Source organism: Chitinimonas viridis, from assembly GCF_030409555.1.
Taxonomy (GTDB): domain Bacteria; phylum Pseudomonadota; class Gammaproteobacteria; order Burkholderiales; family Chitinimonadaceae; genus Chitinimonas; species Chitinimonas viridis.
On record NZ_JAUFPU010000018.1, the window covers coordinates 268,423 to 286,766 of the forward strand.

At 61.8% G+C, this 18,344-nt stretch carries 17 protein-coding genes and 3 tRNA genes; 14 read left to right on the top strand and 6 right to left on the bottom strand.

Features of this window, described 5'->3' with window-relative positions:
• Entirely contained in the window at positions 1–1,026 is a 1,026-nt protein-coding gene (locus QWZ03_RS14415; RefSeq protein WP_290333367.1) for a quinone-dependent dihydroorotate dehydrogenase, read from the bottom strand.
• A 13-nt stretch (positions 1,027–1,039) separates the two neighbouring features.
• Positions 1,040–1,894, bottom strand: a complete 855-nt coding sequence (gene folD, locus QWZ03_RS14420) for a bifunctional methylenetetrahydrofolate dehydrogenase/methenyltetrahydrofolate cyclohydrolase FolD (protein WP_290333368.1) — start codon at positions 1,892–1,894, stop codon at positions 1,040–1,042.
• 120 nt (positions 1,895–2,014) lie between these two features.
• On the opposite strand from folD, the gene QWZ03_RS14425 reads away from it, so the two are divergent.
• The 7 genes from QWZ03_RS14425 (at position 2,015) to QWZ03_RS14455 (ending at position 4,508) form a co-directional block, all read left to right on the top strand.
• Positions 2,015–2,091, top strand: a tRNA-Pro gene (locus QWZ03_RS14425).
• Between the two features lie 41 nt (positions 2,092–2,132).
• A tRNA-Arg gene (locus tag QWZ03_RS14430) sits at positions 2,133–2,209 on the top strand.
• 52 nt (positions 2,210–2,261) lie between these two features.
• Positions 2,262–2,337: transfer RNA gene (locus QWZ03_RS14435), tRNA-His, on the top strand.
• 199 nt (positions 2,338–2,536) lie between these two features.
• Positions 2,537–2,821 (top strand): DUF6959 family protein, encoded by a 285-nt coding sequence (locus QWZ03_RS14440; RefSeq protein WP_290333369.1) that lies wholly within the window; start codon positions 2,537–2,539, stop codon positions 2,819–2,821.
• A gap of 256 nt (positions 2,822–3,077) precedes the next feature.
• A complete protein-coding gene (locus QWZ03_RS14445; RefSeq protein WP_290333371.1) occupies positions 3,078–3,563 on the top strand; it encodes a hypothetical protein in 486 nt (161 codons plus the stop codon).
• Positions 3,564–3,659: 96 nt separating this feature from the next.
• Complete coding sequence (locus QWZ03_RS14450; RefSeq protein ID WP_290333372.1) at positions 3,660–4,103, top strand: SMI1/KNR4 family protein; 444 nt, start codon at positions 3,660–3,662, stop codon at positions 4,101–4,103.
• A 63-nt stretch (positions 4,104–4,166) separates the two neighbouring features.
• Positions 4,167–4,508, top strand: a complete 342-nt coding sequence (locus QWZ03_RS14455) for a hypothetical protein (RefSeq protein WP_290333373.1) — start codon at positions 4,167–4,169, stop codon at positions 4,506–4,508.
• 145 nt (positions 4,509–4,653) lie between these two features.
• On the opposite strand, the gene QWZ03_RS14460 is transcribed toward QWZ03_RS14455, so the two are convergent.
• On the bottom strand, positions 4,654–4,845 hold the full coding sequence (locus tag QWZ03_RS14460; protein WP_290333375.1) for a hypothetical protein: 192 nt from the start codon (positions 4,843–4,845) through the stop codon (positions 4,654–4,656).
• Between the two features lie 10 nt (positions 4,846–4,855).
• The gene (locus QWZ03_RS14465; protein ID WP_290333376.1) at positions 4,856–5,143 is read right to left on the bottom strand and encodes a hypothetical protein; all 288 of its coding nucleotides are present in this window, start codon (positions 5,141–5,143) and stop codon (positions 4,856–4,858) included.
• Positions 5,144–5,316: 173 nt separating this feature from the next.
• Between QWZ03_RS14465 and QWZ03_RS14470 the strand changes: the two genes are divergently transcribed.
• From QWZ03_RS14470 to QWZ03_RS14480, 3 genes are all read left to right on the top strand, one after another.
• Positions 5,317–5,694 (top strand): DUF2237 family protein, encoded by a 378-nt coding sequence (locus QWZ03_RS14470; RefSeq protein ID WP_284194992.1) that lies wholly within the window; start codon positions 5,317–5,319, stop codon positions 5,692–5,694.
• 195 nt (positions 5,695–5,889) lie between these two features.
• A complete protein-coding gene (can, locus tag QWZ03_RS14475; RefSeq protein ID WP_290333377.1) occupies positions 5,890–6,537 on the top strand; it encodes a carbonate dehydratase in 648 nt (215 codons plus the stop codon).
• 124 nt (positions 6,538–6,661) lie between these two features.
• Positions 6,662–7,933 (top strand): Hsp70 family protein, encoded by a 1,272-nt coding sequence (locus tag QWZ03_RS14480; protein WP_290333378.1) that lies wholly within the window; start codon positions 6,662–6,664, stop codon positions 7,931–7,933.
• A 107-nt stretch (positions 7,934–8,040) separates the two neighbouring features.
• On the opposite strand, the gene QWZ03_RS14485 is transcribed toward QWZ03_RS14480, so the two are convergent.
• A complete protein-coding gene (locus QWZ03_RS14485) occupies positions 8,041–9,396 on the bottom strand; it encodes a sigma-54-dependent transcriptional regulator (RefSeq protein WP_290333379.1) in 1,356 nt (451 codons plus the stop codon).
• The gene (locus QWZ03_RS14490; protein WP_290333380.1) at positions 9,393–10,976 is read right to left on the bottom strand and encodes a two-component system sensor histidine kinase NtrB; all 1,584 of its coding nucleotides are present in this window, start codon (positions 10,974–10,976) and stop codon (positions 9,393–9,395) included. The genes QWZ03_RS14485 and QWZ03_RS14490 overlap by 4 nt, the downstream gene beginning before the upstream one ends.
• Before the next feature lie 123 nt (positions 10,977–11,099).
• Between QWZ03_RS14490 and yedA the strand changes: the two genes are divergently transcribed.
• The 4 genes from yedA to QWZ03_RS14510 all read left to right on the top strand — a co-directional run bounded on the left by yedA (position 11,100) and on the right by QWZ03_RS14510 (position 18,181).
• The gene (yedA, locus tag QWZ03_RS14495; protein WP_290333381.1) at positions 11,100–11,969 is read left to right on the top strand and encodes a drug/metabolite exporter YedA; all 870 of its coding nucleotides are present in this window, start codon (positions 11,100–11,102) and stop codon (positions 11,967–11,969) included.
• Between the two features lie 96 nt (positions 11,970–12,065).
• Entirely contained in the window at positions 12,066–13,580 is a 1,515-nt protein-coding gene (ilvA, locus tag QWZ03_RS14500) for a threonine ammonia-lyase, biosynthetic (protein WP_290333382.1), read from the top strand.
• Positions 13,581–13,687: 107 nt separating this feature from the next.
• Positions 13,688–14,194: a hypothetical protein gene (locus QWZ03_RS14505; RefSeq protein WP_290333383.1), complete on the top strand. Its 507-nt coding sequence runs from the start codon at positions 13,688–13,690 to the stop codon at positions 14,192–14,194.
• 138 nt (positions 14,195–14,332) lie between these two features.
• Positions 14,333–18,181, top strand: coding sequence for a DUF3683 domain-containing protein (locus QWZ03_RS14510; protein ID WP_441302640.1), 3,849 nt, complete (start codon positions 14,333–14,335; stop codon positions 18,179–18,181).
• Positions 18,182–18,344: the final 163 nt, after the last annotated feature.

The following is an 18,344-nucleotide window of genomic DNA, read 5'->3' on the forward strand; positions in this document are numbered from 1 at the left end:
TCAGCCCTTGCGCGCGCGGATGGCGCGTATGCTCTCGGCCACCAGGGCCGGGCCACGGTAGATCAGGCCGCTATAGATCTGCACCAGCGAGGCACCCGCCTCCATCTTCTCGGCGGCATGGCTACCTTCCAGTATGCCGCCCACACCGATGATAGGTACGCGGCCGTTCAAGGCGGTAGCCAGCGCCCGTATCACGGCGGTGGACTTGGCCCGTACCGGCGTGCCAGACAAGCCGCCGGTCTCCTTGCCATGGGCCAGATGCTCAACCCCCACCCGCGACAGCGTGGTGTTGGTGGCAATCACCCCATCAAAGCGATACTCCACCAGCAAACGGGCAATCTCCTGTATCTGCTCGCCTTCCAGATCCGGCGCAATCTTCAGCGCCAGCGGCACATAGCGGCCATGCCGCACGGTCAGCCGCGCTTGCTCGTCCTTCAGTGCCGACAGCAGCTTCTCCAGCTCATCCGCCCCCTGCAGCTGCCGCAGGTTCTTGGTATTGGGCGAAGAGATATTCACCGTCACATAGCTGGCATAGGGATAGACCCGGGTCAGACAGGTCAGGTAGTCATTGGCCGCCTGCTCTATCGGGGTATCGAAGTTCTTGCCGATATTGATACCCAATATGCCCCGGTACTGCGAGGCTTCCACATTCTTGACCAGGGTATCGAGGCCGCCATTGTTGAAGCCCATGCGGTTGATGATGCCCTCGGCTGCCGGCAACCGGAACAGACGCGGCTGCGGATTGCCGGGCTGCGGCCTGGGCGTCACCGTCCCGATCTCGATAAAGCCAAAACCCAGGTCGGCCAGCGCATCGATATGTTCGCCATTCTTGTCCAGGCCGGCACCCAGGCCCACCGGATTGGGGAAGGTCAGGCCCATCACATCCAGCGGCCGATCCTCCTCGCGGCTCCCCAGCACCGTGGCAAAGCCCAGGGCATGCAAGGCCTCCAGGCTGGTAAAGGTGAGCTTGTGCGCGGTTTCCGGCTCAAACGCAAACAGTAGCGGACGCAACAGGGGGTAAAGCATGGGCAGGCTCGATTCAGGGGTTCAGGTTGATGCTGGCGTCCAGCGTATTGCGCATCAGCATGGCGATGGTCATGGGGCCGACACCGCCGGGCACAGGGGTAATCCAGCTGGCACGCTCACGTGCCGGCTCAAACTCCACATCGCCGCACAGCTTGCCATTGTCCAGCCGGTTGATGCCCACATCAATCACAATGGCGCCCGGCTTGATCCAGTCGCCCTTCACGAAATTCGGTATGCCCACCCCCGCCACCACCACATCCGCCGCCCTGACCTTGTCGGCCAGGTCACGGGTCTTGCTGTGGCAGACCGTCACAGTAGCGCGCGCCAGCAGCAGTTCCAGCGCTGCCGGGCGGCCGACGATATTGGAGGCGCCCACCACCACGGCATCCTTGCCCACCAGGTCCACACCCGTCTTTTCCAGCATCACCATCACGCCATGGGGGGTGCAGGGGCGCAGCAGCGGCATCTTCAAGGCCAGACGGCCAAAGTTATAGGGGTGAAAGCCATCCACATCCTTCAAGGGGTTGATGGCCTCGATCACCTTTTCGGCATCGATATGCTTGGGCAGGGGAAGCTGCACCAGGATGCCATCCACACTCGGGTCGGCATTGAGCTTTTCCACCAGCGCCAGCAGATCCGTCTCGCTCAGGCTGGCCGGGAACTCATAGGACAGCGAGCGAAAACCGGCCCGCTCACAGGCTTTTTTCTTGTTGCTGACATAAACCGCGGAGGCTGGATCATCGCCCACCAGCACCACGGCCAAGGCCGGCGCCCGCCGCCCCAACGCCACCCGGGCGTCGACCTGACTGCGAACTTCATCGATGATTTCAGCAGAAATCAGCTTGCCATCAAGTAGTTGTGCGCTCATTGCGTGCTCCGATCGGCGGTGGCCAGTTGATGCAAAGGGCTGAATTCTCGCATTTTTTGCGTTTTGCCCCAAGTAGTAGCTTGACAAGGGTGCTGCCCCACCTTAGTATTCTGCCCTCTTCGGGGCGTAGCGCAGCCTGGTAGCGCACCTGGTTTGGGACCAGGTGGTCGTGAGTTCGAATCCCACCGCCCCGACCAAGATTTTCAGTAGTACTAGGCAGTAGAATCAACCAGGCCCGGCGCCCGTAGCTCAACCGGATAGAGCAACGGCCTTCTAAGCCGTAGGTTACAGGTTCGATTCCTGTCGGGCGCGCCAATCAGTATGATCGGTTGGATGTCGCCAAGGTAGTGCCGCAGGTTTAACGGCGGTGGATGTAGCTCAGTTGGTAGAGTCCAGGATTGTGATTCCTGTCGTCGTGGGTTCGAGTCCCATCATCCACCCCAAGTATCAAAGCAATGGCCCAGTCGCGAGACTGGGCCATTTGTTTTTCCAGCTCCCAATCACGCTGTCCTCACCGATACGCCACCGAACAGCCATCCCCCCAATGCCAGGGCCGGCATAGCGCCATGCAGCAATACAGACACCACCCAACCGAAGTACCAGCGGCACGATACCGCACAAAGCGCTTACCCGCCTCTCCCCATGAGCGACGATGACATGAACACGCATGCGCTACTGCTAAGTGACCCTGTCAATTTTGCTGTCGTGCAATTGCCAGATAGAAAATTTCCTGGTGTTGTATGCCAAGGAGATACCCTCAACTCACTCGTCCAAGCGCTGGATTCGATGATGCAAGCCTTGAAGGATAGAGATCTGGATGAAGTGGAAGGCCAAATCCGTAACATGAGGGAGGTACTCTCTAGTGCGCAGACCTACTATGAAAGTGTATGCCTGACACACGAAATGGATCTGCCTTATTTGAAGTGAATCCCGTGACCAAGGTCGATCGCCCAGGAAGGCCCCGCCCTGCGGGCGGGCTCGGAGCGCTGATAAGCACGACCCCGCCTACCCCCTCTTCGACCAAACGCTAGGCAACCAAGGCACAACGCGCTACAGTTAGCGTGACTGTAGCGCCCAACCTCTAAACAAAATAACCACGAACTAGCGAGGCAACCGAATCGCCGTAGCAAGAGGGGCTTTACACACAAACAACCCCATTAAATTCAATGCCACCACCTGAGCCATGCTTGATTTAATAAACGCACTTCCTGATGACAGGGTCGTCAACCAACTGACAGCCGCATTAAGAATGCTCCGCCCACCAGAGGCAAACTCAGTACTGGAAGGAATGCTTGCTCATGAATCACGCCACGTACGCCTCGCGGGATTGAAAATAAGTCGGCGAATTGTTCGTACTACAAACACATTCACTCACTTTCTGGACATTGGTCTTTCCCGCAAAGATGAGACAGAAATAAGACTCTGGATTTCATCCGTAGGCAGCGCCATCGGCTACAAGAAACTCCTGAAACACTTTGAGGTCATTGCCAACACAAGGCCGGAACTACTTGTGTTCGCTTGGTATCAGCTGGCACCACTGGTAAAAAATAATGCCTCTGAGCTGTCCTCGGCATTGAACAATTTATCGCAAGCCATAGATTTTAATCTAGACAAAGAAAATATGGTGCTTCTGGAATTTTGGGGCAGAGTAAAGCAAGCCGTTTCTTAAGGACGCCCAAGCCCCCTGATCAACCAGCAGAAGTACACACCCAACAGCCACCACATCGCACTACGCCCAGACCAAAAATTGACACGGCAGATAAAATTGCACAATCTAAATGAGCTTAAGCGTTTTATTGGATGCGAATCCGGTGCGAAAAGATTATTCCCAGTTAAGACAACCGATGTCACACAAGCGGAACTGGAATTGGGATTTGAACTGCCTGCAACCCTTAAGGATTTCTACATCCAGATTGGTTACGGCTGGCTAGGCCCCAAATCAAGGTCAGATGTAAGCAACTTAATTGTGCACCCGCTTGATCTGGTCGACCTGCATAAAGGTGAATCCGAATTCTCACCTCCAGAAGGGTTTATAGAGGGTGATCTTCCGGTATTTCATTGTGGCGGCTACCGATTCCTGGTCATGCGCCCCAATTCAGGTTCACAGACGATTTATTATGATGACGGCAGCAGCCGTGTGATAGCGGAAAATTTTACAGACCTGATTTGCAATCTTGCAAACCATCCTACTTTCTACGAATGCATATAAACCATCGAAGATTTATATGCGCACGGAAAAACCATACCTATTTCCGCCTCGAAGTGATGTGCAATGTACTATCTAACGATAATAAAGAACGGTGAGGAAGTGTGCAGCCGCCAGCCCTTTACTGATTATATGGCAGCTATTTCTGCGTGCTCTGCTTACTGCAAGCCGCGCAGAAAAACCTCGACACTGTATTTCACTACCGAGGTTGTCAATGGTATTTGTGTGCGCTCTTATGCCGCCCTTGACGACCCAGAAGACATTGCCGGCGATGATAGTGCAAGCCTGGCTAGGTACCATGCTGCGGCAAAGTACTCCAATAGTTTTGAGTATGAGGGGTCATTAATGTTTCTAGTTGAAAGTGAGTATGCAAAGAGAGGATTTGATGACGACAAAGACGATGAATGATGCAGCCGCCCTGTTGTCCTAATCGGCATTCACAGCAGCCCCCCCCCCCCCCCCCCACCATGATGGCTGCGCATCCGCACCAGCATGATGGTCAAGCAGCCAGCCTCAAACTCACTACCACCAGCACCCGCCCTGTCACGCAGACCTATCCACCCAGCGCAGCCAAAGCCTTGATGAATTTACGCTTGGCCTTATAGCTTGCCCGTATGGACGCCAAGTCCACAGCAAACTTGGCAGACTCGCCCTGCTGCGTGCGCAGCTTGCCTGTGGCTCGGACGACCTCGGCAGCTTCTTCATAACGGGCATTGCTACCCCCCTCGTTGACCTTGATCGGCAACAGCTTGAATTCAGGGCCAGCGCTTCATCCGGGTGGCTGGTACTGCGCATGGCAGCCGCCCGGCACCATAGCGCGGTAGACCTTGGGCCACCCTGTAGCGTGCGCCAAGCTTCCTCGCCCTCCTGTTCTTGCAGGTACTGTAGGGACGCGTACCCTGCACCACGGCACTGACAAAGTCCGCATCGCTCTCCAGCAGCCCCACCGCTTCGGCATGGTAGTTGTCGAGCCCACGGGCAAAGGTTTTGACATCCACCAATTGCTTAATGCCGGACAAGGTGAGGTGTTCCAGAAGGGACATGGGGATGCCAGAGCAATGTGTTAGATATCGGGCGGGACAGGCACCCACCCCAAGGCTGCAGACTCTACGCCAAGGCCGGCCCAATCACCGCTGGCCGCCCGCGCCACGATGGCACTTTGTCTTTTTCCCCGCTCCCACCATAATCGCAGCCAATCTCAGCCCGCAGGATGCCCATGAAAAACGCGCTCAATGTGCTCGGCCTACCGCTGGAGCCGTGCAGCCTCAAGCCGCTGACCGGTTTTTTCCGCGATGGTTGCTGCAATACCAGTCCCGAGGACGTCGGTCGCCATACGGTCTGCGTGCAGCTTACCCGCGAGTTCCTGGCTTTTTCCATGGCCCGCGGCAATGACCTCAGCACACCCCGGCCCGAGTTCGAGTTCCCCGGACTCAAGCCCGGTGATCGCTGGTGCGTCTGTGCCGCCCGCTGGGTAGAGGCCCTGGTGGAAGGCGCAGCCGCCCCCATCGTGCTGGCCGCCACCCACGAAGACGTTCTGGAGCTGGTGTCGCTGGAAACCCTGGTGGACTACGCGCTGGAGCTACCGCCCATTTAGAGCCGCTGATAAAGCCCTCCTGGCGTTGTTGTGCGAGCTTGCCGTACCCGCGTACTGTCTGCTGCGCGCGCCAGCTGCGAGCGCCAGCTCTCGCAAGCCTAGCCAGAACCGCTACGCAGGTTTTTGTGAGCCGCTCTTAAGCGCCCTGCCATACGAACACCCCCTATTCACCGCAAACCGAGGAGCTTTCAACGCATGAGCAATGATCTCGACAACCTGTTTGCCAACAATCGCCGCTGGGCGGACAAGGTCAAGGCCGAGGTACCCGATTTCTTCGAGCAACTGGCCAAGCAGCAAACGCCGGAATACATGTGGATAGGCTGCGCTGACAGCCGCGTGCCGGCGAACGAGCTGATAGGCCTGCTGCCGGGCGAAGTCTTCGTCCACCGCAATGTGGCCAACCTGATCGTCCACTCCGACCTCAACTGCCTGTCGGCGGTGCAGTTCGCCGTCGATATGCTGCAGGTCAAGCACCTGATCGTGTGCGGCCACTATGGCTGCGGCGGTGTGCGTGCAGCGCTGGAGGATCGTCGCGTGGGCCTTGCCGATAACTGGCTGCGACACATCCATGACCTGCGCCGGGTACATGGCCGCTGGCTGGAAAAGTTCCCGCCCGAGTTGCACCTGGACAAGCTGTGCGAACTCAATGTGATCGAGCAGGTGGTGAATGCCTCGCAGACCACGGTGGTACAGGATGCCTGGGCGCGCGGCCAGCAGGTCACCGTGCATGGCTGGGTGTATAGGCTGTCTGACGGGCTGCTGCACGATATGCAGATTACCGTAGGCCACCCCGAGGAACTGATGGACCGCTACCGCGATTTCTTCAAGCGCGACCTGCCCTGATCACCCGGAAACCCGCCCAGGCACTCGCCCGGGCGGGCTTAAGCCGCTGATACAGAAAAGAAAACTGGACACATTCCAGCGACTTGCGTAGCATCCGCGCCCCTCTTGAAAAAGGTGCGTTCCGATGTATTCCTCCCCTGCCCGTGCCTGCGGCATCGACTTCGGCACCTCCAATTCCACCGCAGGCTGGCTGCGGCCGGGCCAATCGGCGCTGCTTGCGCTGGAAGACGGCAAGCTGACACTGCCCTCAGTGGTGTTCTTCAATGCCGAGGAAGAATCGGTGGCCTTTGGCCGCCAAGGCCTGGCCGAATACCTGGACGGCTACGAAGGCCGCCTGATGCGCTCGCTCAAGAGCCTGCTGGGTTCCAGCCTGATCGACGGCCAGACCGAAGTGCTGGGCCGCGCCCTGCCCTTCCGCGAGCTGCTGTCGCGCTTTATCGGCGAACTCAAGCTGCGGGCCGAGCAGTCGGCCGACCGCGAATTCGATACGGCCGTGTTCGGCCGGCCCGTGCATTTCGTGGACGACAGCCCCGCCGCCGACCAGCAAGCTCAGCGCACCCTGGAGGAAACCGCTCGCGCCGTGGGCTTCAAGGAAGTCAGCTTCCAGTTCGAGCCCATTGCCGCCGCCTTCCACTACGAACAAACCATCACCCGCGAGGAGCTGGTGCTGATTGCCGATATCGGCGGCGGTACCTCGGACTTCTCGCTGGTCCGCCTGTCGCCCCAGCGCACCCGGCAGTTGGACAGGCGCGACGATCTGCTGGCCAACGGCGGCGTGCACATAGGTGGCACCGACTTCGACAAATACCTCAGCCTGGCTGGCCTGATGCCGCTGCTGGGCTACCGCACGCGCCTGCGCAACAACGCCGAGGTGCCGTCGAGCTACTACTTCAACCTGGCCACCTGGCACACCATCAACTTCACCTATACCCGCAAGATCTGGATGGAGCTGCAGGAGGTCTACCGCGACGCCATGGAGAAGGACAAGCTGGATCGCCTGCTGAGCCTGATCGAACAGCGGGCCGGCCACTGGCTGGCCCTGCGGGTGGAGGAAGCCAAGATCGCCCTGTCCGATCAGCCCAGCACCACCCTGCTGCTGGACAGGCTGCAAACCGGCCTGACCCACGATATCGACCGCCCCACCTTCGAGCAGGCCACCAGCAGCCTGGTGGACGATGTGGAGAGGACCGTGGCCAACCTGCTGCGCGATGCCGGGGTGCAGGCTGAGGGCATAGACACGGTGTTCTTCACCGGCGGCTCCAGCGGCATACCATTGCTGCGCCGCCGCATCGCCGCCCTGCTGCCCGCCGCCCGTGCCGTCGAAGGTGACCTGTTCGGCAGCATAGGCGCCGGCTTGGCCGTGGAAGCCATGCGACGCTACGGCCCTGCCAACTGAAGCACTGCGCATCTGGCTGATCACCCAAGCAAAAGCCCGCTCTCTGTAGCGGGCTTTTGCTTGGGAGGCATCGGCCGCACCGGCCGACTTGCGGGACTCGCTTGCGCCTAGTTGATACCCAGGCGCTCCATCCGATAGCGCAGCGATCGAAAGGTCACGCCCAGTATCTTGGCCGCCTGGGTCCGGTTGAAACGGGTCTTGTCCAGCGCTTCCAGTATGGCTTCGCGCTCGGTCCGGTCCAGGTAGTCCTGCAGCGGATACTTGTCGCCTATGGCGGCAGCCGGCAGCGCCTCATCACCATCGCGCAGGCTCAGCTGCAGGTCTGCCACCCGTATCTGGCGGCCATCGCACAGCGCCAGCGCACGCTCCAGCACGTTCTCCAGCTCGCGCACATTGCCGGGGAAGTCATAGGCACTGAGCGCCTGCAGTGCATCAGGCGCCAGCTTGGGCTCATCCATGCCATTGCGTACCGCCAGCCTCGCCAGCACGCCCTTGGCGATCACCGGTATATCCTCGCGCATCTCGCGCAGCGCCGGCATCTTCAGCTCGATCACATTCAGGCGGTAATACAAGTCCTGCCGGAAGCGCCCCTCCTCCACGCACTTGGCCAGGTTCTGGTGGGTGGCGCAGATGATGCGCACATCGGTGGGGATTTCCTTGGTATCGCCCAGCTTGCGCACGCTTTTTTCCTGTATGGCCCGCAGCAGCTTGACCTGCATTGCCAGCGGCAGATCCGCCACTTCATCAAGGAACAGGGTGCCGCCATTGGCCGCCTGAAAAAAACCATCACGCTCGGCGTCGGCACCGGTGAATGCCCCCTTGCGGGTGCCAAAGAACTCGCTCTCCATCAGATTCTCGGGGATGGCGCCGCAGTTCACCGCCACAAAGGGCTGGGATGCCCGACTGGATTGGGCATGGATCAGCCGTGCCGCCCGCTCCTTGCCGCTGCCTGATTCGCCGGTCAGGTAAACCGGCGCCTGGTTGCGCGCCAGCCTGTCTATCAGCTGCAACGCCTGCTGCAGGGCCGGCGATTCGCCGATGAAGGTTCTATCGCCCGGCTCCACCACCTTGGCGGCCGGGGTGTCCAGCACCAGGGCCGAGCGTACCAGGGTGCGCAGCTGGTCCAGCGATACCGGCTTGGCCAGGTAGTCAAAGGCACCGGCCTTGAGCGCCTCCACCGCGTTGTCTAGGCTGCCATAGGCAGTAATCACGGCTATCGGCACATCGAAACCCTGCGTCTGGATATGCCTGACCACATCCAGGCCGGAACCATCGCCCATGCGCATATCGGTCAGGCACAGGTCTACGCCGCCGGCGTCCAGCACGACCTTGGCTTCTTCCACGCCGCTGGCCATCTTGACGTCCAGACCCATCTTCAGCAGGGTTAGTTCGACCAGCTCGCGCAGGTCCGGTTCGTCATCAACAACCAGGATGCAGGGGACTTTGCTTGTACGTTTGCTCATGCAGGGCGGGCCGGAAAAGTGATACGGAAACAGGCACCACCCAGCTTGTCGCCCGGTGGTGAAGACACATATTCGAGCACGCTGGCATTGCCAGCGCAAATCTCGCGGGCAATATACAGGCCCAAGCCCGTCCCTTTGGCATCGGTGGTAAAGAAAGGCTCGAACAGCTTGCTCACATCGGCTGCCGGTACACCGGGGCCATCGTCATGCACATCCAGCACCCAGGCATCCGCCAGCCGCGCCACCCGCAAACCCAGGGCGCCATCCTGCCGAGTACTGTAACGCCAACCATTGCGGCACAGATTCCACAGCACCTGGTGCAACTGCCCCTCATCAAAGCGGGCCACAGCCCCCTTGGGGCAGTGCAGGGTCAGCTCGGCAGCAATGCCTTCCACCTCGCGAAACTCCTCCACAAAGGCGGTCAGCCATTCATGCAGGCGTATATCCACCGGCTCGGCCCGATCGCGCCGGTTCAGGTCCAGCACGGCGCGCACGATGCCATCCAGCCGCCGGCTGTTTTCCACCATGATACGCGTCAGCCTCAAGCTGGCCGGGTCCTGCGCCTCCTCCGCCATCAATTGGGCAGCATGGCCTATGGCCGACAAGGGATTGCGTATCTCGTGGGCAATGTTCGCCGTCAGGCGGCCCAGCGCAGCCAGCTTCATCTGCTGCGCCTCGCGCCGCAGCCGCTCTATGTCTTCCAGAAACACCACCGTGCCGCCCTCGGCATTGCCCACCTTGATGGGCATGAAGCGGGGGCGCACCACTTGACGGGTAATCTCCAGGTCCACCGGCAGCAGGCTGTGGCCGGCCTGCCAGCTGGCCAGCGCGCCGGTCAGCAAGGGGTTGAATTCGCACAGCCGGGTCTTGCCGGCCGCCATGCCCGGCCCCAGCAGCCGCTCGGCCTGCTGGTTGAACTGCCGTATCACGCCGGCCTCGTCCAGCACCAGCACGCCGTCCGACACATCCTGCAAGATCAGGCGGTTGATCTGCGCCATATTGGCCAGCTCACTGCCGCGCCGCGCCGCCAGCCGCTCCGACTCGGTGGCATAGCTGGCCAGCCGGTGCGCCAGCCAGGCCGTGGCAAAACAGGCAATGCTGAGCATGGCCGCTTGGAAGAAATCAGCGGTGCCCCCCTCGGTGGCGACATACTGCAAGGCCTGCTGCAGCAGCAGGGCAATACTGGCAAGCGCCGCATGGAACAAGGTGGTGCGGCCACGGCTGATCAGCCCCGCACCAGCCAGATAAGGCAACAGCATCAGGCCCATACCGGTCCGTAAGCCACCGACGATATCCATGACCGCCACGATAAAGCCGATGTCGCAGGCCACCTGTAGTGTCAGCAGCAGGCGGAAGTTGGGCCAGCGCCGTTGCAGGCAGATGCCGAATACCACGGCCAGCAGCAGATAGACCATCGACAGCCAGACCAGCGACACCCTGTCGCCCAGGGTCGGGAAGAAGGCATCGCTCAGGCGCCAGCTGACAAAAGCCAGGGCAACGGCAATCAGGGCGCGGAACCAGTTGAATATCCTGGCGGAACGCCAGAGGTCGCTCGAAATCAGGGTGCGTGTCTGTAGCATGGCGGAAGTTTATAAAGGTCTTGCGCCAAAAGCACCAGTCCGGCTGATGATAAGCTATGCCGCCGTGCCGACCGCTGCCTTACCCGGCACTGGTTAGCCAGCCTTGCCTACCTGCCCCCGCCCATGCCATCCACCTCCCGCCTGTTCCTGCCATTCTGCCTTGCCGCCACCTGGCTTGTGTGGGGTTCCACCTATCTGGCCATCAAGTATGCACTACTGAGTTTTCCGCCCTACGTCCTCTCTGGCACCCGCTATCTGTTTGCCGGCGGCCTGCTGCTGGCCTGGCTCAAATGGCGCGGCACACCCTGGCCTACGCTACGCCAGTTGGGCAATACCAGCCTGATCGGCCTGCTAATGCTAACCCTGGGCAACGGCCTCACCTGCGTGGCCGAGCTGACCCTGCCCTCGGGCGCCACCGCCCTGATCGTGGCCGGCACCCCCTTGCTGACGGTAGGACTAAGCCAGCTGCTAGGTAGCCGCATACGTGGCCTGGAATGGTGCGGTATCGCGTTGGGCCTGGCCGGTATGGTGGTCATGTACAACGATGCCAGCTTGGCAAGCGATCCCAGAGGCGTAGCCCTGATGGGTGCCGCCTGCCTCGCCTGGGCGGTGGCCTCGGTACTGATGCCCAGGCTGGATCTGCCGGCAGGGCCGATGTCGGCCGCCATGCAGATGCTGGCAGGCGGCCTGATCTCGCTGCCGGTGGCCCTGATCGCCGGCGAGCGCTTTCCCCCGTCCCCCAGGCTGGAGGCGGTCGCCGCACTGGCCTATCTGGTGGTGTTCGGCTCCATCATTGCCTACTCTGCCTTTGTCTGGCTGCTGCGGCACGCCAGGCCTGCGCTGGCCACCAGCTCAAGCTACGTCAACCCCCTGGTGGCCCTGTCGCTGGGCTGGCTGTTTGCCGATGAGCAGGTCAGCCCCTCGCTGCTGCTGGGCATGGTCATCATCCTGGCCGGGGTGGGCCTGATAGGCTGGGCAACGGCACGCAAATAACCGGCGGCAAGCGCGCATTGACGTCTGCGGCAACTCGCCCGGCCGGCCGAATCCTGTTAGCTTTCCAGGTTCCCTGCACCCGACACCCGCGCCGCCATGCCCGCCCAGGACTACCTAGAACGCATATTGACCGCCCGCGTCTACGACGTGGCCATCGAAACCCCGCTGGACCCCATGCCCAACCTGGCCGAGCGCCTGGGCAACCGGGTGCTGATCAAGCGCGAGGACATGCAGCCTGTCTTTACCTACAAGCTGCGCGGTGCCTACAACAAGATGTCCAAGCTGAGCCCCGCAGCCCTGGCCTGCGGCGTGATCACCGCCTCGGCCGGCAACCACGCCCAAGGCGTAGCCATGTCGGCCCAGAAGCTGGGTTGCAAGGTCACCATCGTGATGCCGGCGACCACCCCCTCGATCAAGATCAACGGCGTCACCCGGCGCGGAGCCAAGGTGGTGCTGCATGGCGATTCCTACAGCGACGCCTACGCCCATGCCATGGAACTGGTCGCCCAGACGGGCGCCACCTATGTCTCGCCCTTTGACGATCCGGATGTGATTGCCGGCCAGGGTACGGTGGGCATGGAAATCCTGCGCCAGCACCCCGATCCCATCCGCGCCATCTTCGTGCCCATAGGTGGTGGCGGCCTGGCGGCCGGCCTGGGTGCCTATGTCAAGCGCCTGCGGCCGGAGATACGCCTCATCGGTGTCGAACCAATAGACAGCGATGCCATGCGCCGCTCGATTGCAGCGGGCGAGCGCATTACCCTGGAGCACGTGGGGCTGTTTGCCGATGGTGTGGCCGTCAAGCAGGTGGGCGAGGAGACTTTCCGCCTCTGCCGCGAGGTACTCGACGAAATCATCCTGGTAGATACCGATGCCATGTGCGCGGCCATCAAGGATGTCTTCGAAGATACCCGTTCCATCCTGGAGCCCTCCGGGGCGCTGGCGCTGGCGGGGCTCAAGGCCTGGGCAGAACGCGAAGGCGTGCAGGGCGAAACCCTGATCGCCATCGCCAGCGGCGCCAACATGAACTTCGACCGCCTGCGCCACGTCAGCGAGCGGGCTGAAATTGGCGAGGCGCGCGAAGCCATCCTGGCTGTCACCATACCCGAGCAACCAGGCAGCTTCCGGCACTTTTGCGAACTCTTGGGCAACCGTGCCATCACCGAATTCAACTACCGTGCGGCCGACCCTGCCGAGGCCCATATCTTTGTCGGCGTCAAGATCAACACCCGCCAGGAAGCCGCCGAACTGGTGGCCACGCTCAATGCCGCCGGGCTCAAGGCGCTGGACCTCACCGACAACGAGATGGCCAAGCTGCATATCCGCCACCTGGTTGGCGGCCGCGCGCCGCAGATCAGCCACGAGCTGGTCTATCGCTTCGAGTTCCCCGAGCGACCCGGCGCCCTGCTCAACTTCCTCACCCACATGGGCCGGGGCTGGAACATCAGCCTGTTCCACTACCGCAATCATGGTGCCGACTACGGCCGGGTGCTGGTAGGCATGCAGGTACCGCCCGAGGATGAGGCTGCCCTGCAGTCCTTCCTGGCCGAACTGGGCTACGACTACAGCGACGAGCGCAACAACCCGGCCTATCGCCTGTTCCTGGCCTGAACCTCGGCGACAAACGCGCGTCCAAACCGGACAAGGGGGTATTTGCTTGCTTGGCAAGCAAATACCCGCGTCCTATAGTGCCGCAACCACAGTTACCGATTGCTACCATGACGTACCTGCGCCTACCGTGCTGCTGCCTGTTAGCCCTGCTGGGCTACGGCACGGCACATGCCGGCCCCGCCGACAACCTGCGGGCCGGCAGCATTGCCGTGCTCCCCCTGAACCTGGAGCCACCCGCCGCGTATGAACGCACACCCGCCTATGTGGTGTCGCCCATCTTCCGTACCTATGTCGAGCCCATGGCACAGGGCAGGCCGCTGCAGGACATCAACAGCAGCGACCCCAACCTGGCCAATGAGCAACTGGTACGGTCGCTGGAGATACGAGCGCTGGCCGCTGCCAGCAACAGCGAAGTCTGCCTCAACCGGCAGGGCGGCGATGCAACCGGTGGCGGCATACGCTGGTCGCTCAACGATGGCTTCGGCTTCTACCTGCAAGGCAAGGGCTTCAAGCAGCTGCAGCGCCTGCTCAAACACAACAAGATCACCGGCATCTGCCCACCGGGCGATCCCAGCCCGATGTGCAAGACACTGCCCAAACAGGTGTGCGACTGACGTTGACGTAAACGTCACTGTTGCAAAACCCTGTTTTTACTGCGGTTTTCCTGTCCCAGCCAGGCAATACCGGGTCGCTTAAGCGTTCGATGCAATGCAACATTTCAGCTAGAATCGATCCTCCCGATCCCCGCCGAAATGGTTAGCCTCCCGATGGTCGCCGACGCCCCCCGCTTGCGCGAAATCCCCTACAACTACACCTCGTTCTCGGATCGCGAAATCGTGATCAGGCTACTGGGTGAAGATGCCTGGTCCGTGCTCGACATCCTGCGCAGCGAGCGCCGTACCGGTCGCTCTGCCCGCATGCTGTTCGAGGTACTGGGCGATATCTGGGTGGTGCAGCGCAACCCCTACCTGCAGGATGACCTGCTCGACAATCCCAAGCGCCTGACCGCCCTGACCGATGCCATGCGCCACCGCCTGCGCGAGATCGAGGCACGGCGCGGCGACAACCCAGGCGTGGGCGATCTGCTGACCCGCGCCCAGACCGCCGTACAGGCGTTCGAGGCATCCTTCCCCGCCACGGCCGAACTACGCCGCAAGGTGATGAAGCGCATGGCCGGCCTGACCCGCAAGGACAATATCTGCTTCGATGGCCTGGCCCGCGTCAGCCATGTGACCGACGCCACCGACTGGCGGGTGGAGTACCCCTTCGTGGTGCTCAACCCCGACCACGAGGACGAAATGGCCAGCCTTGTCAAGGCCTGCATAGAGCTGGGCCTCACCATCATCCCGCGCGGGGGTGGCACCGGCTACACCGGCGGCGCCGTACCGCTGACGCCCATGTCGGCCGTGATCAACACCGAGAAGCTCGACCGCCACAACGGCGTGGAATACCTCGACCTGCCCGGCGTCGAAGGCAAGGTCGCCACCATCAACTGCGGCGCCGGCGTCGTCACCAAGCGGGTGATGGAAGCCGCCGAAGCCGAGGGCCTGGTGTTTGCCGTCGATCCCACCTCGGCCGAAGCCAGCTGCATAGGTGGCAACGTGGCCATGAATGCCGGCGGCAAGAAGGCCGTGCTATGGGGCACGGCGCTCGACAACCTGGCCTCCTGGAAAATGGTGGACCCCGACGGCAACTGGCTGCTGGTGGAGCGCATCAACCATAACCGCGGCAAGATCCATGACGCCGAGATGGTCCGCTTCAAGGTGCGCCGGCTGCAGCCCGATGGCAAGACCCTGATCAGCGAGACCCTGCTCGACGTGCCCGGCCCGCAGTTCCGCAAGGTGGGCCTGGGCAAGGACGTCACCGACAAATTCCTGGCCGGCCTGCCCGGCGTGCAGAAGGAAGGCACCGACGGCATCATCACCTCGGCCCGCTTCATCCTGCACAAGATGCCCGCGCACAGCCGCACCGTCTGCCTGGAGTTCTTCGGTACCGTGGCGCAGGCCACGCCGGCCATTGTCGAGATCAAGGACTACCTGGACGCCCATCCCAAGGCCATCCTGGCCGGCCTGGAGCATCTGGACTGGCGCTACGTACGCGCCGTGGGCTACGCCACCAAGGCCAAGAGCCGAGGCCGGCCCAAGATGGTGCTGCTGGCCGACATCGTCTCGGACGACGAAAACGCCGTAGGCGAAGCCTCCAGCCATGTCGTAAGGCTGGCCAATGCCCGCCACGGCGAAGGGTTTGTGGCAGTCACCGCCGAAGCGCGCAAGAAGTTCTGGCTGGATCGCAGCCGCACGGCCGCCATCGCCCGCCATACCAACGCCTTCAAGATCAATGAAGACGTGGTCATCCCGCTGCCGCGCCTGGGCGACTACTCAGACGGCATCGAGCGCATCAATATCGAGCTCAGCACCCAGAACAAGCTGCAGCTGTTGTCACGGCTCGATGATTTCTTCAGCCATGGCAAGCTCATCGTGGATGCCGGCGACACGGCCGTCAGCCATGAGGAGCTGATAGCCGACCGGCGCGAAGCGGCACTGAACCTGATACGGGCCGTCCATGGCCGCTGGAATTGGCTGCTGCAACACCTGGACGACGCCTACGAGCAATACACCAGCAACTATCCCGACGCCCCGCTGGAGCCGGCCAGCGATATCGAGCCGCCGCAGTCGGTGTTCCACGCCCTGCGCGACTTTGCCTTGCGCATCTCCTGGAAGCGCGAACTGCTGGCCGACCTCGATGCCCTATTCTCGGGCGAAGCCGACGCGCCCATCCGCGAAGCCATCCGCGCCATCCACAAGAAGACCCTGCACGGCCGCGTCTTCGTGGCCCTGCACATGCACGCCGGCGACGGCAATGTGCACACCAACCTGCCGGTGAACTCCGACGACTACGACATGCTGCAGACCGCCCACAAGGCCGTAGCCCGCATCATGGTGCTGGCCCGTCAGCTCAACGGCGTGATCTCGGGCGAACACGGCATAGGCATCACCAAGCTGGAGTTCCTGACCGAAGAGGAGATCGGCCCCTTCCGCGCCTACAAGCAGCGGATAGACCCGCACGGTCGCTTCAACAAGGGCAAGCTGCTGGCCGGCGCCGACCTGCGCAACGCCTACACGCCCTCGTTCGGCCTGCTGGGCGCAGAGTCGTTGATACTGGAGCAATCCGACCTCGGCCATATCTCCGACATGGTCAAGGACTGCCTGCGCTGCGGCAAATGCAAGCCGGTGTGCGCCACCCATGTGCCGCGCGCCAACCTGCTGTATTCGCCCCGTAACAAGATACTGGGCGTAGGCCTGCTGACCGAAGCCTTCCTGTACGAAGAACAGACCCGCCGTGGCGTCAGCTTCAAGCACTTCGAGGAACTGGGCGACGTGGCCGACCATTGCACGGTCTGCCACAAATGCGTCAACCCCTGCCCGGTCAAGATCGACTTCGGCGATGTCACCATCGCCATGCGCAACTTCCTGCGCAAGACCGGCAACCGCAAGTTCAACCCCGGCACGGCAGCAGCCATGGCCTTCCTCACGGCCAAGGACCCAACCACCATCAAGACCCTGCGCACCGGCATGATGGGCATGGGTTTCAAGCTGCAGCGCCTGGGCCACGATGTGCTCAAGGTGGCCGCCAAGGCACAGACGGCGGCGCCACCAGCCAGCGTAGGCAAGCCTTCGGTCAAGACCCAGATCATCCACTTCATCAACAAGAAGATGCCGGGCAACCTGCCCAAGAAAACCGCCCGCGCCCTGCTGGATGTGGAAGACAGCGATATCGTGCCAGTGATACGCAACCCCAAGCTGGCCGCCGAAGACAGCGAAGCGGTGTTCTACTTCCCCGGCTGCGGCTCGGAGCGGCTGTTTTCCCAGGTCGGCCTCGCCACTCAGGCCATGCTCTGGCATGTGGGCACCACCACGGTGCTGCCGCCCGGCTACCTGTGCTGCGGCTATCCACAGACCTCATCAGGCTTTGCCGACAAGGGTGAGCAGATCACCACCGAGAACCGGGTGCTGTTCCACCGCCTGGCCAATACCCTCAACTATCTCGACATCAAGACCGTGATCGTCAGCTGCGGCACCTGCATGGACCAGCTGCAGAAATACCAGTTCGAGCAGATATTCCCCGGCTGCCGCCTGCTGGATATCCACGAGTACCTGCTGGAGAAGGGCATCAAGCTGAGCGGCCTGACTGGTACCCGCTACATGTACCACGACCCCTGCCACACCCCCATCAAGACCATGAGCCCGATCAAGCTGGCCAATGAACTGATGGGCACCGACGTGACATTGAACGAGCGCTGCTGCGGCGAGTCGGGCACCTTTGGCGCCTCCACCCCGCATATCGCCACCCAGGTGCGCTTCCGCAAGGAAGAAGAAATGCGCAAGGGCGCCGACAAGGCGCGGGCTGGTAGCGAGGACAAGGTCAAGATACTGACCTCCTGCCCCAGCTGCCTGCAAGGCCTGTCCCGCTACAACGACGACGCGGGCACCGAGGCGGACTACATCGTGGTGGAGATGGCCAAGCACGTGCTGGGCGAGAACTGGATGCCGACCTATGTGGAAACCGCCCGCAACGGCGGTATCGAGCGGGTATTGCTGTAAGCAGCGGGATGGTGAGCTGTATGAGGGCCGCCCATGCGGCCCTCATCGCATTGCATTCAGTCCAACGCCGGCTATGCTGATGACTGCTGAATTGGGCCTGGCCGCACGCCGCCCAGAACCTGCCACCGCAGCTGCCGCGCAGGCCCCGGCACCATCAGGGCCT